Annotated in this window: 26 protein-coding genes and 1 pseudogene; 3 read left to right on the top strand and 24 right to left on the bottom strand. The window is 42.9% G+C overall.

All coding sequences use genetic code 11. From position 1 onward, the window contains the following. Positions 1-279 (top strand): annotated as a pseudogene (locus tag C1G49_RS08945) (transposase); the annotation flags it as partial. A 129-nt stretch (positions 280-408) separates the two neighbouring features. Here C1G49_RS08945 and C1G49_RS08940 read toward each other — a convergent pair. The 14 genes from C1G49_RS08940 to C1G49_RS08875 all read right to left on the bottom strand — a co-directional run bounded on the left by C1G49_RS08940 (position 409) and on the right by C1G49_RS08875 (position 13432). Then, positions 409-1500, bottom strand: a complete 1092-nt coding sequence (locus C1G49_RS08940) for a HigA family addiction module antitoxin (RefSeq protein ID WP_105125419.1) — start codon at positions 1498-1500, stop codon at positions 409-411. After that, on the bottom strand, positions 1490-1828 hold the full coding sequence (locus tag C1G49_RS08935; RefSeq protein ID WP_044673655.1) for a type II toxin-antitoxin system RelE/ParE family toxin: 339 nt from the start codon (positions 1826-1828) through the stop codon (positions 1490-1492). The genes C1G49_RS08940 and C1G49_RS08935 overlap by 11 nt, the downstream gene beginning before the upstream one ends. Positions 1829-1968: 140 nt before the next feature. Further along, on the bottom strand, positions 1969-2532 hold the full coding sequence (locus C1G49_RS08930; RefSeq protein WP_193433997.1) for a restriction endonuclease subunit S: 564 nt from the start codon (positions 2530-2532) through the stop codon (positions 1969-1971). A gap of 62 nt (positions 2533-2594) precedes the next feature. Continuing rightward, on the bottom strand, positions 2595-3827 hold the full coding sequence (locus C1G49_RS08925) for a restriction endonuclease subunit S (protein ID WP_105125417.1): 1233 nt from the start codon (positions 3825-3827) through the stop codon (positions 2595-2597). Positions 3828-3968: 141 nt separating this feature from the next. Next, positions 3969-4976, bottom strand: coding sequence for a virulence RhuM family protein (locus C1G49_RS08920; RefSeq protein WP_105125416.1), 1008 nt, complete (start codon positions 4974-4976; stop codon positions 3969-3971). After that, positions 4966-6528 (bottom strand): type I restriction-modification system subunit M, encoded by a 1563-nt coding sequence (locus C1G49_RS08915; protein ID WP_202971642.1) that lies wholly within the window; start codon positions 6526-6528, stop codon positions 4966-4968. Before C1G49_RS08915 ends, C1G49_RS08920 begins: the two co-directional genes overlap by 11 nt. Positions 6529-6575: 47 nt before the next feature. Next, positions 6576-7430: a hypothetical protein gene (locus C1G49_RS08910; RefSeq protein WP_238595867.1), complete on the bottom strand. Its 855-nt coding sequence runs from the start codon at positions 7428-7430 to the stop codon at positions 6576-6578. A 1-nt stretch (position 7431) separates the two neighbouring features. After that, positions 7432-8226, bottom strand: coding sequence for a hypothetical protein (locus C1G49_RS08905; RefSeq protein ID WP_105125414.1), 795 nt, complete (start codon positions 8224-8226; stop codon positions 7432-7434). A 1-nt stretch (position 8227) separates the two neighbouring features. Further along, the gene (locus tag C1G49_RS08900; RefSeq protein WP_105125413.1) at positions 8228-8545 is read right to left on the bottom strand and encodes a PadR family transcriptional regulator; all 318 of its coding nucleotides are present in this window, start codon (positions 8543-8545) and stop codon (positions 8228-8230) included. Next, entirely contained in the window at positions 8542-8706 is a 165-nt protein-coding gene (locus tag C1G49_RS11195; protein WP_105125412.1) for a hypothetical protein, read from the bottom strand. Before C1G49_RS11195 ends, C1G49_RS08900 begins: the two co-directional genes overlap by 4 nt. 187 nt (positions 8707-8893) lie before the next feature. Further along, positions 8894-10906, bottom strand: coding sequence for an ABC transporter permease (locus C1G49_RS08890; protein WP_105125411.1), 2013 nt, complete (start codon positions 10904-10906; stop codon positions 8894-8896). 1 nt (position 10907) lies between these two features. After that, positions 10908-11666, bottom strand: a complete 759-nt coding sequence (locus C1G49_RS08885) for an ABC transporter ATP-binding protein (protein WP_105125420.1) — start codon at positions 11664-11666, stop codon at positions 10908-10910. Between the two features lie 97 nt (positions 11667-11763). Beyond that, positions 11764-12756: a sensor histidine kinase gene (locus C1G49_RS08880; protein ID WP_105125410.1), complete on the bottom strand. Its 993-nt coding sequence runs from the start codon at positions 12754-12756 to the stop codon at positions 11764-11766. Further along, entirely contained in the window at positions 12749-13432 is a 684-nt protein-coding gene (locus C1G49_RS08875) for a response regulator transcription factor (RefSeq protein WP_105125409.1), read from the bottom strand. Before C1G49_RS08875 ends, C1G49_RS08880 begins: the two co-directional genes overlap by 8 nt. A gap of 133 nt (positions 13433-13565) precedes the next feature. Here C1G49_RS08875 and C1G49_RS08870 point away from each other — a divergent pair, with 133 nt between their 5' ends. Further along, positions 13566-14747: a DUF2974 domain-containing protein gene (locus tag C1G49_RS08870; RefSeq protein WP_105125408.1), complete on the top strand. Its 1182-nt coding sequence runs from the start codon at positions 13566-13568 to the stop codon at positions 14745-14747. A 14-nt stretch (positions 14748-14761) separates the two neighbouring features. On the opposite strand, the gene C1G49_RS08865 is transcribed toward C1G49_RS08870, so the two are convergent. From C1G49_RS08865 to hprK, 5 genes are all read right to left on the bottom strand, one after another. Further along, positions 14762-15886: an aminotransferase gene (locus tag C1G49_RS08865; protein ID WP_105125407.1), complete on the bottom strand. Its 1125-nt coding sequence runs from the start codon at positions 15884-15886 to the stop codon at positions 14762-14764. Positions 15887-16171: 285 nt separating this feature from the next. Beyond that, the gene (locus C1G49_RS08860) at positions 16172-16672 is read right to left on the bottom strand and encodes a YtxH domain-containing protein (RefSeq protein WP_105125406.1); all 501 of its coding nucleotides are present in this window, start codon (positions 16670-16672) and stop codon (positions 16172-16174) included. After that, entirely contained in the window at positions 16656-17066 is a 411-nt protein-coding gene (locus tag C1G49_RS08855) for a DUF948 domain-containing protein (RefSeq protein ID WP_172081509.1), read from the bottom strand. The genes C1G49_RS08860 and C1G49_RS08855 overlap by 17 nt, the downstream gene beginning before the upstream one ends. A gap of 13 nt (positions 17067-17079) precedes the next feature. Continuing rightward, positions 17080-17856 (bottom strand): prolipoprotein diacylglyceryl transferase, encoded by a 777-nt coding sequence (gene lgt / locus C1G49_RS08850; protein ID WP_105125404.1) that lies wholly within the window; start codon positions 17854-17856, stop codon positions 17080-17082. A 1-nt stretch (position 17857) separates the two neighbouring features. Beyond that, positions 17858-18790 (bottom strand): HPr(Ser) kinase/phosphatase, encoded by a 933-nt coding sequence (gene hprK / locus C1G49_RS08845; RefSeq protein ID WP_105125403.1) that lies wholly within the window; start codon positions 18788-18790, stop codon positions 17858-17860. 199 nt (positions 18791-18989) lie between these two features. Here hprK and manA point away from each other — a divergent pair, with 199 nt between their 5' ends. Continuing rightward, positions 18990-19934 (top strand): mannose-6-phosphate isomerase, class I, encoded by a 945-nt coding sequence (gene manA, locus C1G49_RS08840; RefSeq protein ID WP_161942109.1) that lies wholly within the window; start codon positions 18990-18992, stop codon positions 19932-19934. A 59-nt stretch (positions 19935-19993) separates the two neighbouring features. Here the strand turns inward: manA and C1G49_RS08835 are convergent, their stop codons facing one another. From C1G49_RS08835 to C1G49_RS08815, 5 genes are all read right to left on the bottom strand, one after another. Next, positions 19994-20266, bottom strand: coding sequence for a PspC domain-containing protein (locus C1G49_RS08835; protein WP_105125401.1), 273 nt, complete (start codon positions 20264-20266; stop codon positions 19994-19996). After that, on the bottom strand, positions 20256-21017 hold the full coding sequence (locus tag C1G49_RS08830) for a hypothetical protein (RefSeq protein WP_105125400.1): 762 nt from the start codon (positions 21015-21017) through the stop codon (positions 20256-20258). The genes C1G49_RS08835 and C1G49_RS08830 overlap by 11 nt, the downstream gene beginning before the upstream one ends. A gap of 305 nt (positions 21018-21322) precedes the next feature. Beyond that, on the bottom strand, positions 21323-21781 hold the full coding sequence (locus tag C1G49_RS08825; RefSeq protein WP_105125399.1) for a SprT family protein: 459 nt from the start codon (positions 21779-21781) through the stop codon (positions 21323-21325). Further along, a complete protein-coding gene (locus C1G49_RS08820; RefSeq protein ID WP_105125398.1) occupies positions 21768-23924 on the bottom strand; it encodes a Tex family protein in 2157 nt (718 codons plus the stop codon). The genes C1G49_RS08825 and C1G49_RS08820 overlap by 14 nt, the downstream gene beginning before the upstream one ends. 81 nt (positions 23925-24005) lie before the next feature. Then, a complete protein-coding gene (locus tag C1G49_RS08815; protein WP_105125397.1) occupies positions 24006-24848 on the bottom strand; it encodes an aldo/keto reductase in 843 nt (280 codons plus the stop codon). Between the last annotated feature and the right edge of the window lie 563 nt (positions 24849-25411).

The following is a 25411-nucleotide window of genomic DNA, read 5'->3' as shown; positions in this document are numbered from 1 at the left end:
AGTTAGACCAGTTAGCACGGACAGAGAAAGGAAACCTCAAACAAATTCAGTATAATCCTACGTGGAACTATTTCAAGAACTTAGTCAAAGAGGAATTGACAAGTAAAGAGGGAACCCGCATTTATGCCAAACGCAAGGTGGATGTCGAACCTGTATTTGGTAGGATGAAGGGTGTTTTTGGCGTGCGCAGAGTGCATGTCAGAGGTCAAAAAGTGGTTGAAACTGAGATAGGATTCCTCCTAATGAGTATGAATCTAACGAAATTGGCTAAGAAATTAGTCCAAGATAATAGAGATAAAAAGAAAAACACAGACAGTACGGCTGGATTTCATCAGAAGCAGCTCAATCTGTCTGTGTTTTTTATTTACTGGCTAGTTTTTGCCCAGCCTCGCACTAACCAATTTCTATTTACATCAAATTTCCATTGATTATTATGTTGTAACTAATTTTTAGCTCCTGATACTGACTGTATTCTACAAATCCTTCTTTTTGGAGTCTTCCCAAAACAATACTTGGATGGATACCGATTTCATGAGCAAAACGAATGATGGATGATTTATCAAAAGATTTTTCTGTTACAAACTGTTCATATTCGTTCGTAGGAATAAGAAATTCTTGAGCAAATTGATCCGCTTTTTGCTCTTTTTCTTCATAAGCATCCCTATCATCATAATCCGAGTAAAAATCATTATGTAAAATATGACCTAATTCATGAAAAAATGAGAACCAAAAAATATCTGAACGCTTATTTTTATCCGTTAACAACAATAATACACTACCATTTTTAAATCGCTTGGTCGCACCATTCAGATTGGCATTTTTTAATTTTGGAAGTCCGACCAAACAAATACCACATTCCAGTAATCTTGAATGTAACATCGGGTAAAATTCTCCACCATCTTTCAAGGTCATCTCTCGTAGTTCTGGCAGTAATTTTTCTAATTTTTTCTTGTTAAACTTTGTATCAGTTGCATCTTTGGATAATTTTATAGCCAACTCAAGCATAACATTTGAATTTACCACCGAACGCTCATCAAAACCTTTTGTATTTCGATAACTAACAAGCTGATTGAACTGACTCAGATATGTAAGATTTGAAATTTGAAAAAGCTTTCTCAACTCAGCCACTTTTTGTAGCAAGCTATACCTGCCCGGTGGAACAAAGCCGTGTCTTTTGAAATAATCAAAATCAATCAACTTCAAAATCTCTTTTTCATCTTGATTTTGAAGTTCCTCTATTTCAAGAACCTTTGCATCATAGCTCGCTTGAAGATTTAACCAAGTAAGAATTGATACCCCTGTTAATTTAAATAGTTTATTAGCAAGATCCTTACTGACTGAAATTTCACCATTTACCAATTTACTGATTGTTTTTGGGGTTGTCCCTAAACGAATCGCAAACTCTTCTTGGGACATATTTAAGTCTTCTATTATCTCTTCAACATAAGAACCTGGATGGAAAGCGATTAAATCTTTATAGTTTTGAATGTTATGAACCATAATGATTACTTACCTCCTCAATTTGAATTATTCTAATACTCTGGGCATTGGAAAATACGGAATCTTTCTCCTCATCAAAGCAGACGATTAGTCTGTAAGAACCTCTACGTCCGTCAATATCCAAAGCATATTCTCCCTCTCTTTCTCCTTTTAAATCATGAAAATGATACGTCGGAAATGCGATTACGGAAGCGAGATTGTCAGCACTCTCAATAAAATTGACCAATTTGTGCAACTTCTTGGCAACCTTATCTGAAAATTCTCTCTTTGCTATCCTCAAATTTGTACACTGTTTTTCAACTGTTTTATTATTATATTGGATTTGCATTCATTCTCCTTTCACAATCTCTACCAAAATTACCTTTTTGGTAATTTTATTTTACATCATTATTTGCTATATGTAAATCAATATCCTCTCAAATCAAAAAGAATTGCAGTTGAACCACAATTCTTTGTTTCTCATCCTATTTATTCGTATTTGTTGGGAAAATTGAACAAGGTATCTCTAAAATACTCATATTGCTTCTGACGCAATTCAATTTCCTTTGGCAAACCTTGAGAAATCGAATTTGTTAACTCATCGAACTTGTCAAGAATGGCAACGATGCGGGATTGATTCTCAAGTGAAGGTAGGGCGATAATGAACTTCTCCATATCTTGAGCATTGATACGAATAACTTTTGTTCCTGTGACTTTTTTCTCTTTTTGTTCTTGAAAGTGAATAGACTTAAAGAAATAATTCAAAAATCTTGAGTGTTGAGTAGTTTTCGCTAGATAAGCATCTCCTGAAATCCCTACTTCTTCATTCCCTTCCCAAACGACCGCCTTTCCAACATCTTCGACATTCTCAGAAGTCGTTGCCATGACAATGTCACCTGGCTGAGCTTTCTTTAATTTAGCAAAGACGCTTTGGTCAGTGAAAGAGATTGTCTTCTCCGTCGAAAAGCCATAGCGAGTGTAAATCTGACCGTAATGAATAACGGGGTAGCCCTCTTCTGTAAAGTCTTTCTTCTGAAGGCCATTTCCGCGAATAAAGGTACAAATAGCCCCCAACTCTACCCGTATGGTTCCAAAGACCCACTGCAAGAGGCGAATTAGGTCGGACGGTCCCCGCTCACTGTCCACTGTCCAGGATACACGCCTTCGGCGGTGAATGTCAATAGTTTTTCTCTAAAATATTCATACTGTTTTTGACGTAGCTCAATCTCCTTGGGTAGTCCGATATTAAGGTCGTTACAAACTGCATCGAAGTTATCAAGAACTTGGACGATGCGAGATTGGATTTCGAGGGAAGGAACAGGGATTTTCAAATTCGAAAATGAAGATAAATTTAAATTTTCTTGAGCACTACCTGTACTTTTTGATGCAAGAGCTTCCTTAATTGACGCAAGATAATAAGCAACATAGCGAGTTATTATTATTTCTTTATTGCCAACAAAACCGACCACACTATCTGGAAAACATGCATCAAATTCCAAGATTCCCATCTCAGCTATATTCGCTGCGATTGTTATACATAATGTCCCTTTTGGCCACAATTTGCTCTGTTTTAAACCAAAATCACTATAAGTTTGTGAATATGTAGTGATATGACCTTTCGAATTTCTAATATCTCCAGTTTGAATAAACGGAATTGTACCGCCATAAAGTCTACTATCATTACGTGGTCTGTGCTTTGATTTTCCTCTTCCAAAATCTTCCGCCGTTTCCCCTAAAGTCTTCCATTCAACCTGATAAACCTCATCTTCAAAAGAGAGGAGTTTATCACGATAAAAAGAGTATTGCTTCTGGCGGTCGGTCAATTCTGCGGTCAATTCTGCGGTCAATTCTGCGGTCAATTCTGTAACATATTCCGTGAATTTGTCAAGTATTTGCACTATTTCTTCCTGAATTTTTAGGGGAGGGATTGGGATTAGAAACTTGGCAATATTTTTGCCATAGACATGTGGAATCCCTGCTCCTGATTTTGTTGCATAAATTTTTTGTTGATTATTAAGTAAAAAATGAAATACATACCTTACACTTACTTCATGGAGATTTTTAATATCAACAGAAAATGCATCTGAAACAAATATAGGTTTATCCCAGTAACTTACAAAACCAGCATAGGCTCCCGAACCAGCTACAACGATAGTCTCACCTTCTCGATTTGGTGTGTTATGCATAAAAGCTGGCTTTTTCCCACCTGAAATAACTGGTACATCACCAGCAACTGCCTTTTTGGAAGTCAGGGATTGCCCTCGTTTAAATTCACAAACCTCCCCCAACTCTTTCCACTCAACCCCATTTGGACAGTAATCTTGTAACATCTTTTCGATATAGTTCATACTAGCATCCTTTCCTACGCCCACTTTGTCGTTGTAAGGAGGCAAAGTTATGAATTTGCCATATTTCCCACCTCAAACAGTCACTCCCCTGACTGTTTGAGCCATTAGGGCAGAGTTCAGCTATCATTTCTTCTATTTTGGTCATTTTTCCTCTCCCTCTTGAGCTGTTTTTTCTAGGTGTTTGATGTGGGCTAGGTAGTCTTTTTCAACTTGACTGAGGGTCTTGGCTTTATATTTTCGGTACTCTTGACTGACTTTTTCTGTCATCTGCTCGCGGGATATAGTTCCTGCATGGGTCAGGAGCTCCTCACCCGTTGCCAGTAGAATCCGCTCCACGTGCTGGATCCAATCTGCCATGGTCATGACAATCTGACGTTGAGCCTGCCTCTCGGCAAAGTCCAAATACCCCGATACCAACTGATTGAGACCTTGTAACTCTTGCTCGGTCAGATAATTTTTGGCAACCGTAGCCTCCGACAAAGTTGGCAATTCACCCTTGAAGGTCGTCAAGCCCATAAATTCCTTCTCACTATCTACTCTAGTGTAAATCAGTTCGCTTGCGGTATGGTGATGAATAGCGTAATGCAACTTATTCTGCACCGTTGCAAAAAATTGCTGGGCTTCACTACTTCTTGCATTATAGTCACTTGAGGTCGCAAACAAGTCTAAAATCTGACGATAAAACACTTTTTCGCTTGAACGAATATCTCGAATACGGTCAAGGAGTTCCTTGAAATAAGACCCGCCGCCCAAATTTTTCAAACGGTCGTCGTCCATAGCAAAGCCTTTGATCAAGTACTCTTTTAAAACTGTTGAAGCGTAGTTCCGAAATTGTACCCCACGAGGTGACCGTACCCGGTAGCCAATAGCCAGTATCATATCCAGATTGTAGTAAGCAGTCTTTCGGCTCTGGGTTTTTCCTGCCATTGCCCCGTGTTGAGTGGTTGTCAACTGATAGTTGACAACCACTTTTTCATCAAGTTCCCCATCCTCAAAAATAGCCTTAATATGCTTGCTGATATTCTGCTTGGAAGTCTGAAAAAGTTCTGCTAACTCCAACTGGGTCAACCAGACTGTCCCATTGTCCAGATGAAGTTCGATTGATGCCTTGCCGTCATCTGTTGTGTAAAGGATAATATCATTGGTCATGACTCAACTCCTCCACAATCTTGTCAATCTCAGCACGCAGACGGTCAATATTTTTCACAGTTTCAGCGATATCTTTGTTCAACTGAATGATGTCAATCTTCTCACGCGTATCTTCCTTTTCTACATAGGTCGAAACAGACAGGTTATAATCATTTGCAACTATACTAGCATTATCAATTAACATCGACTGGTATGCGACATCTTCTTTCTTCGTAAACAACTCTAAAATTGTGTCAATATTCTCCGGAGATAGAATATTATTGTTAGTTTCTTTCTTGAAAAAGGCTGTTGCATCAATGAAAAGCGTCTTAGCTTCTGCCTTATTTTTTGCCAAAACTAATATATAGGTTGCAATAGATGTTCCAAAGAAGAGATTGTCTGGTAAGGCAATAACAGCCTCAACGAAGTTATTATCAACAAGATACTGACGGATTGTTTTCTCAGCACCTCCTCGATAAAAAATCCCTGGAAAACAAACAATGGCTGCTCGTCCTTTGTTAGATAAGTGATTTAAACTGTGCATAATAAAGGCAAAATCTGCCTTAGACTTAGGAGCCAGTTTTCCAGCAGGGGAAAATCGCTCGTCATTAATCAGCGTCGGATCTGCATCACCAATCCACTTGATAGAGTACGGTGGGTTAGATACAATCGCATCAAAGGGTTTTTCATCCAAATGTTTTGGGTCTAATAAGGTATCGCCTCTCTGAATATTAAACTTGTTATAGTTGATATTGTGTAGAAACATATTCATTCTAGCAAGGTTGTAGTTGGTCATATTGATTTCTTGACCATAGAATCCCTCTTCCAAAACATGTTCTTCATATTGCTTTTTCATTTGTAAAAGCAAGGAACCTGAACCACAGGTAGGATCGTAGACCTTATTAATTTTGTCCTTTCCAACCATTACCAGATGAGCCAGAAGTTTGGATACGGTTTGCGGTGTAAAAAATTCTCCCCCACTTTTACCTGCATTGGAAGCATAATTGGAGATAAGATACTCATAGGCATCCCCAAAAGCATCAATTTCATTGTCTTGGAAATTTGCAAAATCAATTTCTGAAATGCCTAACAAAATATCTGCCAGACGTTTATTTTTTTCAGCTACGGTTCCACCTAGACGATTGGAACGGGTATCCACATCATCAAACAAGCCCTTAATATCATTTTCAGATTCGTGCCCCATAGCAGATTTTTCAATTTGTTCAAAAATAGCCGCAAGATCTGTATTCAAATTTTCATTGGTTCTTGCCTTAGCTACAACATTGACAAATAGTTGGGAGGGCAAAATAAAGAATCCTTTTTCTTCAACAGTCCCCTGCCTAAAATCCTCTTCTGCTTCTTCATCAGTCAGTAAAGCATAAGAAAATTCCTTATCCCCAGCCGCATGCTCTGCCTGATCAAAATAATCCGCAATATTTTCTGAAATGAAGCGATAAAACAAAATGCCAAGTATATACTGTTTAAAGTCCCAGCCGTCCACAGCTCCTCGGACATCGTCAGCAATAGCCCAAATTTTCTGGTGTAATTCTTTTCGTTGTTGTTGTTCGTTCACAATACATTCTCCTAATTATGCTCCTTTCATTATACCAAAAAATCAGACTACTCTAAAGAGTTGTCTGATCGTGTTTCTACCCTATATTCTCCTTTTTTCAATAGGAAAAATGTGCCTGCAATCGTTGAGAAAAAGGCAAGAACCATAAAGAGCAGAGGTAGCAAACCTGTCCAGTCCTGCGGCCCGTAGCCAAGCTGACTGGCCAGTAGCTGACTAAAGCCGCTGAGCACCGTTAGCACATAGCCTGGAATCAAGGTATCTACAATTGCTGACTTACTGCGATAGTAGAAGAGACCAGCTGCGATTCCTAGAATCACCAAAAGACTGGCCCACAAGGGCAGGGAAACTCCTTCATAAAACTGACGACTAATCCAAAAACGCAAGACAATCAGCCCTACAAAGCTAAGTCCCCACATCCCTATCAGCAGATAAGACTTGATTATTGACCGTTCATAGACTAGATTCTTTAGGATGAAAAATGCAGAGCTGGGTAGAATAAGGGCCAGAAGCAAATCGCACAGCAAGCCCCGCCATTCTAGGACCATTTCACCAGTCACTCCAAACAAACCTAAGAAAAACCAACTAATATAGACCAAGGATATCAATCCTGTTAACCGCAAGCCATAGTACCAGCGAATGGGCGGTAGGTCAGACAAGAATTCATCCGCCATCTGCTTACTGTCTTTGCCTAAAAAATCCTCTGCCGACTGACCATCTGCTTGGGCATCCAAGACATCTTGATAGATAGAAAGCAAGAGTTCCGTCGCTCTTTCCTCCTGCTCATGGAAGGCTGATGCCAGTATCAAGTAAGCATGGAGCTTGCGCATATAAGCCTTGTTTTCCTTGGTCAACTTCCCCTGTAAGCTGCTAATAGCATTCAAATGTTTCTGTTGCTTGTTCATCTTACTTCTCCTTTCTCACCAACAAAACCGCACTTCCAATCCAAAAGGCCATGGCTGGAAGAATCACCAACATCAGATTGAGCCAAACTGGGACAGTCATAACCATATTTACCACACCGCCAACAATCATGAACAGATAACTAGGCATAAAGACATAGCGAACCAACTTTTCCTTTTGGAAAAATAGCAGAGCTAAACCGAGAATGGTCAGTGGCACTGCAAGCCCCCAGCCAGTCAAGACTAGGTCAGGTTCCTTGGGCATTGCCCAGAGGCGAAGTCCACAAATTACGAGAAAAAGAAGGGGGATGCAGAGAAAACTTGCCCAAACCTTGATTTTATTGGTCTGGTAAATCAGACCGCGAATGATGAGGAAAATCCCTGCTGGCAGGAGGAAACTGAGAGCCGTGTCACACACCAAGCCCAGCCAGTTGAGCGAAATGGTGCCTGTCCCTGCAAAATCCATCAGCCATTGGCTGCCGAGGTAGATAATCAGCATGAGGCCACTCAGGTTTGCGACTTCCATGAAACCAATCGGAGGGAGGTAGCTGAGGAGGTCGTCTGCCATTTGCTTGCTGTCTTTGCCCAGAAAATCCTCCGCAGAAAGCCCGTCTTTTTGGGCTTCAAGTACGTCTTGGTAAATGGATAAGAGCTGGGCAGTCACTGCTTCTTCCTGCCTGTGAAAGACAGAGGCAATCATCATGTAGCCATTGATACGGCCCATGTATTCCTTGTTTTCCTTGGTCAGCTGGCTTTCAATCACTTCAATCTGCTTGCGGTATTCCATTTGTTTACTCATCTTATTCTCCCTTCAATCGCTGAACCTTTTGGACCAATTCCGTCCACTGGCTCCAAAAATCTTCTAGATAAGCCCTTCCCTGGTCTGTCAGATAAAAATACTTCCTGTCGGGTCCGTCTGGAGAGGGCTTGTTCTGACTAAAAATCAGGCTATTTTTCTCTAACTTCTGAAGGAGAGGATAGACTGTCCCTCCGACCATGTTTTCAAAGCCCTGTTTTCTCAATTCCTGAACCAGCTCATAACCATAAATCTCCTTCTGACTGATAATTTGTAAGACGCAGCCGTCTAGGACCCCCTTGAGCATTTGGGTTTCTTTCATAAGCCCTCCTCATCATCTGTAAAAAATCCAAACAGCAAGCCTGACGCTAACATGATGCCTAAGATCAAAATAGAATCTAAGGCCCAGCCAGTTATAAGAGCCGTCACAAGCGTGATACCTGCTAGTTTCCAATCTACTTGTCTCATCTTGTCCAATTTCATGTTATTCTCCTACCTAGTTTGTAATACCAACTATCCTGATAAAAATAAAAGTGATTTTCTTTGTCTTCTATCACTAGTTTGTTTTACCTATTAGTTTTGTATCTATAGTCTAACACAAGGCGGCTAGTATGTAAAGCAAAATAGTAAAAAATATACAAAAAAATTAAAAACTTGGGTTGCCCCAAGTTTAGGAAATAATCTGTTTGTAAGATCGTGTCGTGATAGCATAAACCACTAGGTAGAGGAGGAGATAGCCACCACAGATGCCTACCGTTACTTGCAACATCAGCCCTGCATTGACCACGCCGATAGACAACAAGATAGACGATAGCATCTTGTAGGCAAAGGCTAGATGAACAAAGGCAAGTAGGATAGGTAGGAAAAAGACGGTCAGCAATTGCTTGCGAATGGACTGTCTGGTCTGGTCCTCATCCAGACCAACCTTGGTCATAATGACGAAGCGATCTCTGTCTTCGTAGCCTTCTGAAATCTGTTTGAAGTAAATTACCAGCACCACCGCCATCAAAAAGATGAGTGATAGCAAGAGGCCGATGAAGAAAAGTGAGCCTGCAAAACTGAAGAAACCACGCATGGCATAGGCACGATAGGCGAAACTGATGGCGTTCGTTGCATTCTGTAATATATTGGACTCCCAAAGCTCACTTTCAAAACGTCCTGATAAAAAGGCGTCATGGCTATCTACCTGCTCTTCTTCTGATAAACTGCTTTCAAAGCCCATATAATAGCGATTCTCAGCTTGATTTTCAAAAACAGCCAAGTCTTGAACAACAATGACCAGATACTGGCTGAGAAGGAAGGAACCATGATCTGGTAGATGTCCTAAAGTCACATTCTTGGGCAAGACTTGGACAACTTCCATTTCCTTTTCATCAAAGGTGAGGGTTTGACCAGCTTGATACTGGACTCCCTTACTAAAAATTGCTACTTGGTCAGATGCCAACTGGAGTTTTTCTCCCGTCATCTTTTCATAGCTGGCTTGATCGAGGACAAAACCGATCCCCAATCGGTCAGAGAAATCCATACCAGCAGCTTCTTCATCCGTCAAAAATTTTATTTGCTGGTTTGTCACCTCAGAAAAATAGGCTTGCTGGTAAGGATAGACTACCTTACTTTCAACTGGAATATCTGTCTCTTCCAAGATAGCTTCTGCCCACTCCTCCCACTTCTCCGTTTGAGCTTTTGAAGTGGCTGGTTGCATTCCAACATCAATCGAAAAATCATTTGGATTTTGATTGGCAATATAATCTTTGCCACCGATGTAAATATTGAGTCCTCCAACCAAGGTCACCAAGAACATGCTAGAGAGGATGGTAATGGTCGCAAGACCCAGAGCATTTTTCCGCATACGGAAAATCAAGTTGGATACAGAAATAAAATTCTCAGGCTTGTAGTAATAGGTCTGACGCTGTTTTAGCCAGTTTAAGAGACTGATAACACCTGCGTGGAAGAGCAGGTAGGTCCCAAGGATAACCAGAAGAGTCGCTCCGAAGAAACTTGGAATAGCTGTCAGCGGACTGGTCACCAACTGGGCAATGGCGTAGCCTGCCCCCAATAGGATAAGGGCTAAGAGGGTTTGTAGCCAGAGGAAGCCTGTTTTCTTGTCCCCTCGCTTCTTGCCCTGAACCAGCTTGAGTGAGTCGGTCAAGCCCAGTTTCCCAATATTAAAGAGACTGACCAAGGCAAAAATCCCAAAGAGATAGATGACTACAGTTACCAAACTTTTCAACTGAAAGGTTGAAGCTAGGACAACAGGCATCTGCATGGCTTTCAGCAAGAGCGCATAGAATAGTTTATCTAGAGCCAGTCCCAAGAGCAAGCCTGTCAAAATACTACTGGCTGCAAAAACTAGATTTTCTAGAAAAGTCATCAGGAGGAGGTGTTTTTTCTCCAAGCCTAGGATACTATAAACACCGAACTCTTTTGACCGCTGCTTCATGACAAAACTATTGGCATAGAAGACCATGATGGCAACCGCCAACATGACCACAATCATACCAAAGCCCAATACCATAGTTACCCCATTGGCCCCCTTGACCTGACCTAAATCAGGATGGAAGGCAAGTGCGGTGAAAATATAGGCAATGGCTGTGGACAAGATGGTCATCAGAGCATAGGGAAAATAGAGCCTGCGGTTCTTTTTGAGATTGGTTAAGCCCAATCGAAAGGTTAGTCCAAACATACTACTCACCTCGATTCGCCATCAGTGTCAAGGTATCTGAAATCAGCTGATACATCTCCTGACTGGTTCTCTCACCTCGGTAGATTTGATTGTATAGAATACCGTCCTTGATGAAGAGGACCCGTTTGGCACGACTAGCTGCCGCTGTCGAGTGGGTCACCATCAGAATGGTCTGCCCCTGCTGGTTAATCTGCTCAAAGATATCCAACAAGGTTGCAGAGGACTTGGAATCTAAGGCTCCAGTCGGCTCATCCGCTAAGAGGATTTCTGGCTGGGTAATGATGGCACGCGCCACCGCAACCCGTTGCTGCTGACCACCCGAAATCTCGTAGGGCATCTTGTCTTGCAAGGTCGCAATTCCCAGGCTATTAAGCATATGAATGAGTCGCTTGTTCATCTCATCAATCGGAAAACGGGATAAAACCAGAGGCAAAAGCACATTGTCCTTAACAGAGAGGGTGTCCAAGAGATTGAAATCTTGGAAGACAAAGCCCAATTTCTCCCGACGAAAGGCTGCCGCTTCCTTGCTCTTGATAGACTGGGTATCCAATCCGTTAAGCAAAACCTTGCCCTGCGTTGGCTTATCAAGGGTTGCCAAAATATTGAGCAAGGTGGATTTTCCAGAACCAGACTCACCCATAATAGCGACATATTCACCCTTTTCCACTGTAAAATGAATATCCTTCAAGGCCTCGACCTGACCCGCCTTAAAGCGAGAACTGTATATCTTTTGAACGTGTTGTACATCTAAGAGTGTCATTACTACAACCTCCTTTTCTTTTTCTACCCCCATTCTAGCTCATCCTCCGACAGTCTGCCATAGCCCTAGCTTTCATTTGCGTGACAGTTTTGTAAGATTAGTCAAAAATCAACTCCACCTCTTTGATACCGATTCGCACCTCTGTCCCCTGACCCACTTTTGATTTTAGCTTTAGGGAATAGCCCAGCTCCGCAGCAATTTTCCGTGAGAGATAGAGCCCCAGACCCGAAGATTGCTGGGTTCTGCGGCCATTGAAACCTGAGAAACCACGCTCAAAGACCCGTTCCAAGTCACTCTCAGCAATCCCAATTCCCGTATCGCGAATGACCAACTCATCCCCGTCCAAAACAATCGAAACGCTTCCCCCCTGACAATACTTGAGGGCATTGGATAAAATTTGTTCAATCAAGAGACCCAGCCAACGCTTGTCGGTTTTTACTGTCCTATCCAGCTGACCCAAGTCCAAGCTGGTATTGGCCTGAATGAAAAAGAGGGAATATTTCTTGACCAGACTTCTGACCAACTCTTCCAGATTGACGGATTCGATAACCAAATCATCATGAAAGGACTGTAAACGGAGATAGTTCAAGACCAATCCTGTGTATTGTTCTATCTTGAACAATTCCGATTCTAATTGATGACGAACTGGACTACTATCTACTTCCTTGACCAAAAGTTGACTGGCTGCAATAGGTGTTTTCATCTGGTGGGCCCAGAGGGTGTAGTAGTCATCTAATTCTGTCTGTTCCTGACGCTGTTTTTCAATCAAGAGCTTGTTCTGGACTTCTAGTCGCTCCACTTTTTCCTGCAACAAACGCTCACTGGCTGTCCCAGTAGTCACTTTCTGACCACGCCAGATTTTTCCAAAGCGGGAAAATTCCCTGACACAATCCCAGAGGAGGGCGAGAATCCAACAAATACTGAGGAGGAGGATGGCATAGAATATCACGTTTCTTTGGATGTCAAAGAGGCTACTATAAGCCAGAATAGCCACAGCAAAAACGGCGTAGGCTATCAAAAAAATCAAGCGATGACCAAGCCATGAAATCAAAAATCCTGGTACTAATGAGCCAAAATCATCCTTATTCATGTGTCCACACCAGGCCGTAGCCTACTCCTTTCTTGGTCGCAATCACATCTGGCAAACCCAGTTCTGCCAACTTTTTACGCAGGCGAGCAATGTTTACCGACAGGGTATTGTCATCCACAAAAATATCACTGTTCCAGAGTTCTCTCATCAGCTCCTCACGGCTGACCACTTCCTTGCCATGTTCAAATAAAACACGTAAAATCTGAAATTCATTTCGGGTCAATTCCTCTACATCCTGTTTATAGGACACCTGCATGGTCTTTAGGTCTAGGGAAATCTCCTCAAACCAGAGTACACTTTGTTCTCCGACAAAGTCATAGGTTCTTCTGAGAAGCCCCTGTATTTTAGCCAAAAGCACCGTCATTTCAAAGGGCTTGGTCACATAGTCATCCGCCCCCATATTGATCGCCATAACAATATCCATTGGCTGGTCATGGGAAGACAGAAACATAATGGGCACACGGGATGTCTTGCGAATTTCCTGACACCAGTAATAGCCATTGAAAAACGGCAGACCAATATCCAGCAAAATCAAATGGGGCTGAAAATCGCTTATTTGTTCCAACACCGTCTGAAAATCTTGGACCTCTTGAACCTGATAACCCCAGTTTGTAAGGTTCTTGGCAACTAATTGACTAATAATTCGGTCATCCTCAACCAGAAGAATTCTCTGCATAACATTTCCCTCTCTTACTATATACTATTTATTATAGCCTAAATTTCAGTAAAAAAGGGGATTTTCTACAAATCCAACCCAGATTTGTCATTCCACACATATTTCGCTATACTAGAAAAAAGAAAGGATTGCCATGCCGAATTTACTCAACTACATTGAAGATACACAATACGACAGCTTTTACGACCAGCCCCTCAACAAACTGGACATTTTGGCTCTGACCGAGCTTTCCTACCTACCTTTTGACAGACTGGTTCCCACTTCCTTTACAGAAACTGGCATTCGCCTAGACCATCTGACCGAGCAGTTTGAGGCCACCTATCAGAATGATTTCCCACCTTTTTCTATGGTGACCAAAGACCGCCTAGCCTTATTTGCCCTTCTAGCCAAATCCATACGCTTCAAGTCTATCAAAGCATTTGGCTTCGTTGACGACTATCAGTTGGACCAAGAACAACAATTCTCCGCTATCAGCTATCGCCTGGATAGACGGACCATCTTGACAGCTTTTCGTGGGACTGATGACACCATCATCGGTTGGAAGGAAGACTTCCATATGACCTATATGGATGAAATTCCTGCCCAGCGTTCTGCAAGTGGCTATCTAGAAAAGCTGATGGCTAGTCAAAATGGAAATTTCTATATCGCTGGGCATTCCAAAGGGGGAAATTTAGCCCTTTATGCTGCCAGCCAGCAAGTCCCTGAGTTGCAAGAACGCATCCTTGCTATTTACTCCTTTGACGCACCCGGGCTCCATAAAAATCATTTAGATGCCCCTGGCTACAAAAACATCCAAGACCGTATCCACCCTATCATTCCTCAAAATTCTATTGTAGGAATGATGTTGGAAACACCAGAACATGCCCAAATTGTTCAGAGCAACACGGTCGGACTGCTCCAACACATCAGCTTTTCGTGGGAAATTGAAGGAAATGATTTCAAGTCAGCCCCCACCCTGACCAATGACAGCCTCCAAACCGATCAAACCCTAAAAGCCTGGACTGCCAGCCTGACGGATGAAGAGTTAAAAGCATTCTTTGACCTCTTTTTTGGCATTTTCATTCAGGCAGGTATTGAGCGTTTCAGCGACATAACTGTCAATCCCCTACAAAAATTACAGGAAATGGACCGATTACGGAAAGAATTTTCTCCTCAAGAAGCTGAAATGATGGACAAACTTATTCGACTACTCTTCGATACACGCTACCAAATATGGAGGGACAATATTAGCACTTCCATTCCAAGTCCAGACATTTCTCTGCCAGACTGGCGGAAACTTTTCCAAAGAAATACAACTGAAAATAAAGAAAACTAGCTCAACCACCTGAGCTAGTTTTCTTTATCGAACCTTCTTAAAAATTGGGATAGTTTTTCTAATCCTTTGATTAGAGTTTCTTGTTCACAGGCAAAACCTAGACGGACATAGCCATCACGATCAAACCGATTGCCAGGCACTAAAAGAACACCGTGTTCCTGCAGAAGCTGCAAGCAAAAATCTTCCATGGGCATATCCACTGCAATCTTGACAAAGCTAGTGGAAACAACCGCTGGACGGATATAGGAAACAAGGGGTTCATTCTCAATCCATTGGTCCAAAATTGCTAGATTTTCTTCTAAAATACGCCGATTTCTCTTCAAAATCTCTAGACGAGAAGCCAGAGCTAATTGAGCCACCAGATCATCAAAAACACCTGCACAAATCATAGTGTAATCCCGATAATCTCTCAGAATATCTGTCACTTGATGATTGGCAGCCACCCAACCCACACGAATACCAGGCAAGGAGTAGGTCTTGGATAAGCTATTGACAGCAATCCCCTTGTCATAGACTTCTATAATGGATGGCACATCCAGCTCAGAAAAGGAACGATAGACTTCATCCGATAGAATGTAAGCCCCAACTTCACCAGCAATTTCCGCCAATTCTTCCAAATAGGTCCTATCCATGACAGCACCAGTTGGATTATTGGCATTGTTGATGCAAATCATCTTAGTGTTAGGACGAATGAGCTGACGCAGTTTTTCCAAGTCTGGCAACCAGCCATTTTCCTCCTCAATCTGCCACAAATCCACTTCCGCTCCCAAGGACTTTGGAATATCGTAGAGTTGTTGGTAGGTCGGATAAAGGGAAATGACATGGTCCCCTGGCTCAATCAAGCCATAAAGAACCAACAAGTTGGCCCCTGTTGCCCCATTGGTCTGGAGAATTTGTTCAGGACTGACCTGTTCGTAGAGCTGACTGACAGCTTCTTTAAATGCTGGCGAACCTTCTATCCAGCCATAGTTGAGCTTGGTGCCCTGCAATTTTTTATAAAAATCCTCAGGATTGGTACCCGACAAGGCGAACAATTCATCTAAGGTTAAGGCAGAAATGGACACTCCTGCAATGTCATAGGTAGCGCTGGTTTCATGGACATTCAGCCATTCCTCAACGCCGAAACGTGGTAATTTCATTATTATTCCAACTTCATTTTTTTACTGTCTATATTGTACCACATTATCAGGCTTAGTGATGAGGGATTGTTCCAGTGCCGACACTTGAAAAATATATAGTATTTTAGTTTTCCTTTACTACGCTTACCTATTGATAGTGACAAGTGTTTTATGTAAACGTTTACCATATAGAAACTAATTTCAAAATATTCATAATCAGGCTATCTACTGAAAATAGAATGCAGGATGATATCTTAAAACATAGAAAAAAACCAGCCTAGAATTTTCTAAGCTAGTTTCTTCTGATTAACCTTCATTTCTTTCTTCTGAAACTGGTTCCGTCACAACATCATCAATGGAAATTTCAATATCCTCTGATACAATGACAGCGTCCTCGACTTCTTCTTCCGTCACATCTACCGTTGGAGCCTTGACTGTTTTAGCCTTAATAGCTTCCAAAATATCCGCAGTAGTCAGATTTTGTTCTGCAATTTTTTCCTTGATTTGCTCAAAGGTTTCGACAGATTTTTCCTTACCTGACTTGACCAAATCTTCAACAGTCAATTCACCAGTTTCCAACTGGGTTTTGACTTCTGCAAAGCGGTCTGTAGCTTGTTTACCCAAATCCTGGGCCTTGTTGACCAAATCAGCATTGATTTCCTCATGATTTTCCTTGTAGTCATTGGCAAAGTTGACTACTTTTTCTTTGACCGCTTGACCGGTTTTACTTGCCAGAAAGGCTGCCGCAGCTGCACCACCAGCCACTCCCAATAAGATACTGGTCAAAACACTAGATTTTTTTACCATTTTTTTCTCCTTTCTTACCTAAGAGAGATGAGATAGTTGACAAGGCAGAGAGGGCTCCGCCAGCTTTAACCGTATTGGCACCTGCCGACTTGGCCTTGACCGTCAAATCACGCGCCGAAGCATTCAAGTCAGACACAGAAGTGGACAAATCTGCCACCGCAACAAAAAGTGGATCCAAGGTGGAAACCTTCCCATTGACATCTTCCACCAAAACATTGGTCTTGGCCAAGAGTTCATTGGTTTGATAGAGGGTCACATTAACATCGCTGGTCAAGACCTTGAGGGTCTGTTGAGCCTCATCCGTCACCGTCCCCAACTTCTTCAATAACAAGATAACATAGATTGCAACCGCCGCAATGGACAGGGCAATAATCAAGACAGAAATTTCAATAATCATACCTTCTCCTTTATGATTGATAAAATGGAATAGAAGTTTTTCTTCTCCGCACCACAACCATGCTAATTCCAATGAGGATAAGAAGTCCAGACAGCCATTGGGAAACACGAATTCCAAAGAACATGAGGCTATCTGTCCGCAGGCCTTCTATCAAGAGGCGACCAAAACCATACCAAATCAGGTAAAAGGCTGTGATCTCACCTTGCTTGAGCAAGTTTGGCCGTCTACGCAAGACACAAATCAAACCAAAACCAAGTAGGTTCCAAAGACTTTCAAACAAGAAGGTCGGCTGACGATAAGCTCCATCAATGTACATCTGGTCACGGATAAAGGCTGGTAAGTAGTCCAAATTCTCCACCGCCTTACCATAGGCCTCCTGGTTAAAGAAGTTCCCCCAGCGACCAATGGCTTGAGCAATCATGACTGAGGGAGCTACCACATCCAGAAAATCTAGCGTATTGATAAAGCGGTAGCGAGTGAAGAAATAAAGTACAATTGCCCCTGTAATCAAACCACCATAGATAGCAATGCCACCATTCCAAATGGCAAATACAGAGAGCAGATTATCCTTGTATTCGCTCCAAGAAAAAACGACATAGTAAATCCTTGCTCCGATGATGGAAAGTGGAAAGGCCAGTAAGATAAAGTCTAATATATCATCCTGCAAAATCTTCTTGCGTGGTGCCTCCTTGGTCGCCAGGTAGACACCCAAGACCAAACCCAGCAAGATAGAAATGGCGTACCAGCGAATTTCTAAAGGTCCTAATCGAATGGCAATCGGATCCATATTAGGCCTCTTCCTTGTTCTGCTGGATGAGTCTACCTAGACGCTCTTCAAAAATTTTCGTAGCATCATAACCCATCTGCTTGGCACGGTAGTTCATGGCTGCAGCCTCAATGACCACTGAGATATTTCGACCGGTTTTTACTGGAATACGAATTTGTGGAATAGAAATGCCAGCAATTTCAATAGTATCTCCAGAATTCCCAAGACGATCAAAGACCTTGCCCGTTTCATAATTTTCCAAGTAGACAGCCAATTGAACCTCTGATGAATCCTTAACAGCACTGGCACCATACAAACTCATGATATCGATAATTCCAGCTCCACGGATTTCTAGTAGGTGGCGCAGAATTTCCGCAGGCTCACCCCAGAGGGTCACATCATCCTTGGCATAGACATCCACACGGTCATCCGCAACCAAGCGGTGACCACGCTTGACCAACTCCAGACCCGTTTCACTTTTACCGATACCAGAATCCCCTTGGATGAGAACACCCATCCCGTAAATATCCATCAAGACACCATGAACGCTAGTCCGTTGTGCAAGTCGGCTATCCAGATAGGAAGACAATTCTCCTGATAGACGGCTGGTCGCAGTCTTGCTCCGGCAAATAGCAATCTTCTTCTCCTTAGCTGCTCGATACATCTCCTCTGGGATTTCCAAACCACGCGCCACAATAATTACAGGGGTTTCTGGCTGGAACATCTGCGAGAGCACTTGGTAGCGGTTATGGGCTGTCATGGCCATCAAATAAGACCATTCCTTCATCCCCATAAGCTGAATACGCTCCGGAGAATAATAATCAAAGTAGCCTGTCATTTCCAAACCAGGACGTGTAATATCAGAAGTCGTAATCTCTTTTTGGAGTAATTCCTCTGTACTATAGGCACACTCAATCCGCAGATTTTCAAGCAAATCTTTCACAAATACGGTCATTTCTTCCCTCTCTTTCGGTTTTAGTATATTATACCACAAGCATGGGGTGGGAGGGCAAAACAAGTAGAACTTTTCCTCAGAATATAGGTTCTTCTGACATCATAGTAGTTGCTAGTCAGATAAGGAATTACCACGCTACTACAAAATTCTTTGGTAATCTGTTATACTATTGATAGAAAAACAACAATAAGGAGAAGAGATTATGGAGCCATTATTCCTGACACCTGTCATGCATGAGAAAATTTGGGGTGGCAATCGCCTGAAAACCAATTACCACTACGATATCCCAAGCGAAAAAACGGGTGAATGTTGGGCTATTTCTGCCCATCCAAATGGTGTCACTACCGTTTCAAACGGTCGCTATGAGGGTCGTGGACTAGATGACCTCTACACAAATGAAAAACAGCTATTTGGCAACCCAAAAGATAAGGTTTTTCCACTCTTAACCAAAATCCTCGATGCCGAAGATTGGCTCAGCGTCCAAGTCCATCCTGACGATAGCTACGGCCTAGCTCATGAAGGCGAACTTGGAAAAACAGAATGTTGGTACATTTTGGAAGCCGAGGAAGGCGCTGAAATCATTTACGGTCACAATGCCCAATCCAAAGAAGAACTCCGCCAGCAAATCCAAGCTGGAGATTGGGACAAGCTCTTGACCCATGTACCCGTTAAAAAAGGCGACTTCTTCTTCGTTCCAAGCGGGACCATGCACGCCATCGGTAAGGGTATCATGATCTTAGAAACCCAGCAGTCTAGCGATACAACCTACCGGGTCTATGATTTTGACCGCCGCGATGACGCTGGAAATCTTCGTGAACTCCACATTGAAAAGTCTATCGACGTATTGACAATCGGTCCCGTAGCCAATTCCACACCTGCCCAACTCAAGGTAGACAAGCTTGATACCACCCTCCTGGTTTCTAACCCCTTCTTCACTGTCTATAAATGGCAGACCAAAGGAGAAATCCAGATGGAGCAAACCGTTCCCTACCTACTTGTCAGCGTTATTGACGGTCAAGGAACCATCCAGGTCGGCGAAACCAGCTACCCACTTGAAAAAGGAACCCACTTCATCCTGCCAGCCGATGTGACTGAATGGACCTTTACAGGCCAGATGGAAATCATCGCTAGCCATGCCAATTAAGAACCTCTGTTCTCATTTTAACATCAAAAAACTTGAGCTTTCGAAGCTCAAGTTTTTTTCTATTCAAACCAAGATTTATGTATCTTCTCCGCATCCTTTATCTTTCGAGGACCAGTTCCAAAGCGTTCCGCATCCCTATCTTCCTTGTAGGGCAGGAAGTAAGCCCCTGCAATATAAAGCGCCAGTGTGAGCAAAGAAGTTTTTCCTAAAAACAGGGCAGCTAGAAAAAGTACACGAGTGACCCAAGCTTCCCAGCCCAATTTGTGGGCTAGACCTGCAAGTACCCCCGATACAATCTTACCCTGTCTTACCTTATACAAATCAATTGACATCTTTTATTCCTTTCACATAGATAGCCCCCTGTCCCATCTGCCCTTTCACAAAGAGCAAATCACTGCCAGATTTTTCAAACTGATAGGGGCTATTTTTCTTCTTACGATTGACCAGAACCTGACCAGATGAAGAAAGCAGTTGCCCTTGTATCCCTTGAGATTTTCCTGGGTAGAGGGTGACTTGTGCCTGGTTTAATTGAACAGATAGATGCTGTGGGTAGCCACCGCAGGTTGTCAAGCGGATATCCTGTTGTTTTTTATCCCTTGCACTGCGGATAGAAATATCCTCAAACGGTAAATAATCTAAGCGAGCATCTGCCTGCCCCAGTTCCAAGTCCAGTACAGACATCCATTCCTGAGGTAAACTAATGGTCAGACGACAAGGCAAGCTACTACTAAAATACAGACCACGTTTCTCCACATAGATACGAGGCAACTGGTTTTCAGGAGCATCCTGATTGTAGATAATTTCAACCCCGACCTGATTAGACTTAGACTTGGTCATGGTTAGCCGTCCTTCTGATAGCTGTAAAAATAAGGATTCAATCCCTTCAAAGCTATAAGCCTGCTTCAATTTTGAAGAAGCAAAGACCTTGAAATTGGGCAAGGTAAAGCCAGTCTTGTGTTTTTCTTCCACAAAGAGCACATCCGGTCGTTCCTCAAATTTCAAAAAACAGGCCCGTGCCTCTTCCTTGGTCAAAATCCCCTTTTCATAAAGCTCAATCAATCGTTCTTGTTGTTTCTGTACCATGATTTCACCTCAATTCCCTTCTAGTATATCACAATCTTCCTGAAAAACATCAGCCCGAAGGCTGATATTGGCAAACTGAAGCTAGTCCATAAGACTGGAGCACCTTTTCTGAAAATAATTGAAAATGTGACAGAGAAACAAGGAAATAGAAAGAAGTATCTCAGATTTGGACGGTAAAAAATGAATACGCTTGGGAACTGCGGAAGGGGCTTTCTATAAAATTATATCATGTAGATAGAAAAATCCCAAGACTTTCCGAGATTTAGGCAGTCAAAACACAAAGAAAACCAGTCCTCAGTAGGTATCTAAGAACTGGTTCTTTTATGATCTATGAAATTGTTCTTTAGGAGCCCCCGACATTTCCCACATCGGTATTTTTTTAGGTCAATGCGGCGCTTACGCTGGTAGACTTGTCCACAGGACTGACAGCTATAAATCAGACTAGGCTTGGCAGTTTGTTCCAGTTTGGGAGCATAGCGCAGGCCGTCCACCGCAGCTAACAGTTCCTTGAAATCCCTGTCTCCGTGCCGATAACCTTTCTTCTCAAAGTAGAGATGGTAATGGCAGAGCTCGTGACGAACAATCTTCCGAAAGACTTCTAAGCCTTGCTCCTCCAAGTGCTTGGGATTGAAATCCAGGTGACCATCCTTTGGAAAAAAGCGACCACCCGTTGAGCGTAATCGCCTGTTCCAGATTGCTACATGCCGAAATTCCTTACCGAAATCTTGCAGGGAGACTTCTTGCACATACTTATTCAGATCCATTTGGTTTAAAAAGGCTAAGACCGATACGGTTGCGTTTGATGTCTACTTCAACTACCCAGACAGTAACGATTTCCCCAACAGCGAGGACTTCACTTGGATGTGGCAAGGCTTGCTGACGTCCATTCTTATCCCGTTTGCGCTTGACCATACGTGAAATGTGGACCAAGCCATCTTCGTGGACACCGATATCCACAAAGGCTCCAAAGTCCACAATATTGCGGACTGTACCTTGCAATTCCTGTCCTACTACCAGGTCCTTGACATCCAAGACATCTTGACGGAGGACTGGTGCCTCAAAGTCATCCCGTAAATCACGACCTGGCTTGAGCAAGTCTGCGATGATGTCCTTCAAGGTTTCCTGACCGATACCGATTTTTTCAGCCGTATCTGCGATAGCCACCTGCTTTAATTTTTCCTGCGCAGCTTCATCTAAGTGGTCAATAGCTAGAAGTTCTAACAGGTTTTCCACAGCCTTGTAAGACTCGGGGTGCACGCCAGTATTGTCCAAAAAGTTTGTCGCATCTGGAATCCGCAAGAAACCAGCTGCCTGCTCAAAGGCCTTGTCACCCAGGCGAGGCACCTTTTTAAGCTGCTGACGAGAGGTCAAGGCACCATTTTCCTCGCGGTACTTGACGATATTCTCCGAAATGGTCTTGTTGAGACCAGCCACGTGAGCCAAAAGGGCAGGGCTAGCCGTATTGACATTGACCCCGACCTGGTTGACCACCGTATCGACTACAAAATCCAGACTTTCAGACAGAGATTTCTGGTTAACATCGTGCTGGTACTGGCCGACACCGATCGACTTGGGATCGATTTTGACCAGCTCAGCCAGAGGGTCTTGTAGGCGGCGGGCGATGGAAATGGCAGAGCGTTTTTCCACAGGGAGGTCTGGGAACTCATATCGAGCCAGTTCAGAAGCTGAGTAGACAGAAGCTCCGCTTTCATTGACAATAACGTAAGAAACTTCTGGGAAATCCTTGAGCAAATCAGCAACGAATGCCTCCGATTCACGGCTGGCCGTTCCATTTCCGATAGCAATGATTTCCACTTGGTATTGTCCAATCAAGTCTGCCAAGTCTTTCTTGGCCTGGGCAATTTGACGCTGACCAGCCGGCTCAACTGGATAGATGACCTGGGTCGTCAAAAGTTTTCCCGTCTGGTCTACAACCGCCAGCTTAGCCCCTGTCCGAAAAGCAGGGTCAAAACCAAGAACAACCTTGCCTTTGAGGGGAGATACAAGGAGCAGATTTCGTAGGTTTTTAGAGAAGAGCTGGATAGCTCCTTCTTCTGCTTCTTCCGTCAATTCTGTCCGAATACGGCGCTCCATGGCAGGCAGAATTTTCTTCTTAATAGCCTGCTGGATGACATCCTTGATGTAGCTATTGGACTGTGGAAAACGTAGTTCGAAGAAACGAACCATTTTATCCACATTGTGTTCAAAGGAAACCTTGAGAACACCTAATTTCTCACCACGGTTAATGGCCAGGGTCTTATAGCCCTGCATCTTCGCCACTTTCTCAGAAAAATCATAGTAAATCTGAAAGACTTCTTTTTCATCTGCTTCTTGATCTTTTAGCTCTGAAGTCAGGCTTGAATTGGTTTGTACTTCATGATAGACCCAGGCCCGAAGCTTATTGTCTTCTGAGATAGCTTCCACCAAAATATCCACAGCCCCAGCCAAGCAAGCCTGGGGTGTATCAAAACCTTCACAGATGAAACTAGCAGCCTGTTCTTCCAAGTCAGCCACATTTTGCAAAATCAACCGAGCCAGCGGGAACAGTCCAGCCTCACGCGCCACCGTTGCCTTGGTCCGACGTTTTTCCTTATAAGGCAGATAGAGCTCTTCCACATCTGCTAATTTTTCAGCTTCTTCAATAGCCTGACGAAGCTGGTCTGTCAACTTGCCCTGTTCTTCAATCTTGGCAAGGACAGTAGCCTTACGGTCAGCAAGGGCAGTCAAGGCCTTATCCCGATCGATGATGGACTTGATGACCACCTCGTCCAAGTTCCCCGTCACATCCTTCCGATAACGAGCGATAAAGGGAATAGTGTTGCCTTCAGCTGTCAAAGCCAAGACCGTATCAATCTGTTTTAAACTAACGCCCAATTCCTGAGCAATTTTCAAATATTTTTCTTCCATAGCTACTATTATAGCATGAAAGCGTTGTAAATTACCACAATAGAAAAAGCATGTGAGCTACACATACTTTCACTTTTCTTCTTAAAACTCTGCCAAATCTGGATCCAACTGTCCTTTTAGGCCTGATAAATTGTCCAACTGGGCCACGGCTTCTGGACTGATGACCAAATCCTCTATGTCCAAATTAGCCTGGATATTTTCTGGGCTAGTTGATTTTGGCAATGGCAGGAAACCTTTATCTAGGGACCAAGCCAGTGCTAGTTGAGCCACGCTGCAACCTGCTTCTTTAGCTAGTTCGGCTGCCTCTTGACTTTGGAAAAGGGTTCCTGTACCAAATGGGCTATAGGCCTCCAAGAGAATGCCTTTGGCTTTGCAGTAGGCAACTAATTCTGACTGGGGAGTACCGGGTGCCAACATAATCTGGTTGACCATTGGGATAATGTCAGCAGTTTCCAACAAGCCTTCCAGGTGATGTTCCATAAAGTTCGAAACACCGATGGCTTTGGCCTTACCTGAACGGTAGAGCTCTTCCAAGGCTTTCCAGACCTGAGCATTGCGCTCCTTCCAGCCAATGCCGTCACGAATAGCCTGTGGATTGGGCCAGTGGATTAGAAGCAAGTCCAGATAGTCCACCTGCAATTTCTTCATGGACACCTCAACAGACGCCAAGGTGTCCTCATAGCCGACCTTGTCATTCCAGACCTTTGTCGTTAGGAAAATATCTTTCCGTGCTACACTACTGTCCGCAATGGCCTGACCGACACTGGCTTCATTGCCATAAATCTGAGCAGTGTCAATATGGCGGTAGCCCGCTTCCAAGGCATAAAGCACCGAACGATGAGCCTCTTCACCGTCTGGAATTTGCCAAGTCCCAAAACCAATTTTTGGAACGGTCACACCATTTGCTAGTTGATATGTCTTCATAAAAGACCTCCTGTATGTTCTAGTTCCAGTATAACCTAAATTGTAAGCCCTGACAAAAAATTTGTAGAAAAAAGAGATTGGGCAAAAAGCCCAACCTCGCTTCTCATGGTTCGTGTCAACATCTCAGCGCAGTGGTTGATTGGCAGATTTGTTCGTGTTTTACACTCCAAATCTAACCTATACGACTGATGCGAACAGAGTTCGCTTCATCTCCAACCTCAAACTGTCTCCCAGACAGTTTGAGCTGTGCGGGGGTGGGAGTGAAACAGTCTGGGAATAGACTGTTTCAGCTCAACAACTGGAAATAAGGACTTGTTGACGAACTCTTTTTCTACCATTTGTCAAGCCTATCAAGGTATTTGATGAAAAATATGTTGAGTTCAATAGTCAAAATAAGGAAATTGTTTTCTTTTGGACTAAAGTTTCGTGTAAAAAAGAGTACACGAAATTAACACCTTATGTTGAAAATTTTTGATAAGGTGTTACAATAATATTGCATAAACAATCTTACTGATTTTGGGTTAAAGTGTAATCGTAAAGTTTGTTATGCGTTATGAGGTAAT

The sequence above is a fragment of the Streptococcus suis genome (genome assembly GCF_002960625.1).
Taxonomy (GTDB): Bacteria; Bacillota; Bacilli; order Lactobacillales; family Streptococcaceae; genus Streptococcus; species Streptococcus suis_T.
The sequence above is the reverse complement of the archived record's forward strand: the minus strand, read 5'-3'. Positions and strand labels throughout refer to the sequence as shown.

Bases quoted from the DNA above. Each gene is read 5' to 3' on its own strand.
- lgt (WP_105125404.1), bottom strand. From the start codon at position 17,856: ATGGATCCGATTGCCATTCGATTAGGACCTTTAGAAATTCGCTGGTAC.
- C1G49_RS08935 (WP_044673655.1), bottom strand. From the start codon at position 1,828: ATGCAAATCCAATATAATAATAAAACAGTTGAAAAACAGTGTACAAAT.
- C1G49_RS08835 (WP_105125401.1), bottom strand. From the start codon at position 20,266: ATGTCAATTGATTTGTATAAGGTAAGACAGGGTAAGATTGTATCGGGG.
- C1G49_RS08830 (WP_105125400.1), bottom strand. From the start codon at position 21,017: ATGGTACAGAAACAACAAGAACGATTGATTGAGCTTTATGAAAAGGGG.
- hprK (WP_105125403.1), bottom strand. From the start codon at position 18,790: ATGACCGTATTTGTGAAAGATTTGCTTGAAAATCTGCGGATTGAGTGT.
- C1G49_RS08825 (WP_105125399.1), bottom strand. From the start codon at position 21,781: ATGGATCTGAATAAGTATGTGCAAGAAGTCTCCCTGCAAGATTTCGGT.
- C1G49_RS08925 (WP_105125417.1), bottom strand. From the start codon at position 3,827: ATGAACTATATCGAAAAGATGTTACAAGATTACTGTCCAAATGGGGTT.
- C1G49_RS08880 (WP_105125410.1), bottom strand. From the start codon at position 12,756: ATGAATAAGGATGATTTTGGCTCATTAGTACCAGGATTTTTGATTTCA.
- C1G49_RS08865 (WP_105125407.1), bottom strand. From the start codon at position 15,886: ATGAAATTACCACGTTTCGGCGTTGAGGAATGGCTGAATGTCCATGAA.
- C1G49_RS08910 (WP_238595867.1), bottom strand. From the start codon at position 7,430: ATGAACAAGCAACAGAAACATTTGAATGCTATTAGCAGCTTACAGGGG.
- C1G49_RS08815 (WP_105125397.1), bottom strand. From the start codon at position 24,848: ATGAAGACATATCAACTAGCAAATGGTGTGACCGTTCCAAAAATTGGT.
- C1G49_RS08890 (WP_105125411.1), bottom strand. From the start codon at position 10,906: ATGTTTGGACTAACCTTTCGATTGGGCTTAACCAATCTCAAAAAGAAC.
- C1G49_RS08820 (WP_105125398.1), bottom strand. From the start codon at position 23,924: ATGGAAGAAAAATATTTGAAAATTGCTCAGGAATTGGGCGTTAGTTTA.
- C1G49_RS08860 (WP_105125406.1), bottom strand. From the start codon at position 16,672: ATGGTAAAAAAATCTAGTGTTTTGACCAGTATCTTATTGGGAGTGGCT.
- C1G49_RS08940 (WP_105125419.1), bottom strand. From the start codon at position 1,500: ATGGTTCATAACATTCAAAACTATAAAGATTTAATCGCTTTCCATCCA.
- C1G49_RS11195 (WP_105125412.1), bottom strand. From the start codon at position 8,706: ATGAAATTGGACAAGATGAGACAAGTAGATTGGAAACTAGCAGGTATC.
- C1G49_RS08905 (WP_105125414.1), bottom strand. From the start codon at position 8,226: ATGAGTAAACAAATGGAATACCGCAAGCAGATTGAAGTGATTGAAAGC.
- C1G49_RS08900 (WP_105125413.1), bottom strand. From the start codon at position 8,545: ATGAAAGAAACCCAAATGCTCAAGGGGGTCCTAGACGGCTGCGTCTTA.
- C1G49_RS08875 (WP_105125409.1), bottom strand. From the start codon at position 13,432: ATGCAGAGAATTCTTCTGGTTGAGGATGACCGAATTATTAGTCAATTA.
- C1G49_RS08870 (WP_105125408.1), top strand. From the start codon at position 13,566: ATGCCGAATTTACTCAACTACATTGAAGATACACAATACGACAGCTTT.
- C1G49_RS08885 (WP_105125420.1), bottom strand. From the start codon at position 11,666: ATGACACTCTTAGATGTACAACACGTTCAAAAGATATACAGTTCTCGC.
- C1G49_RS08920 (WP_105125416.1), bottom strand. From the start codon at position 4,976: ATGACCAATGATATTATCCTTTACACAACAGATGACGGCAAGGCATCA.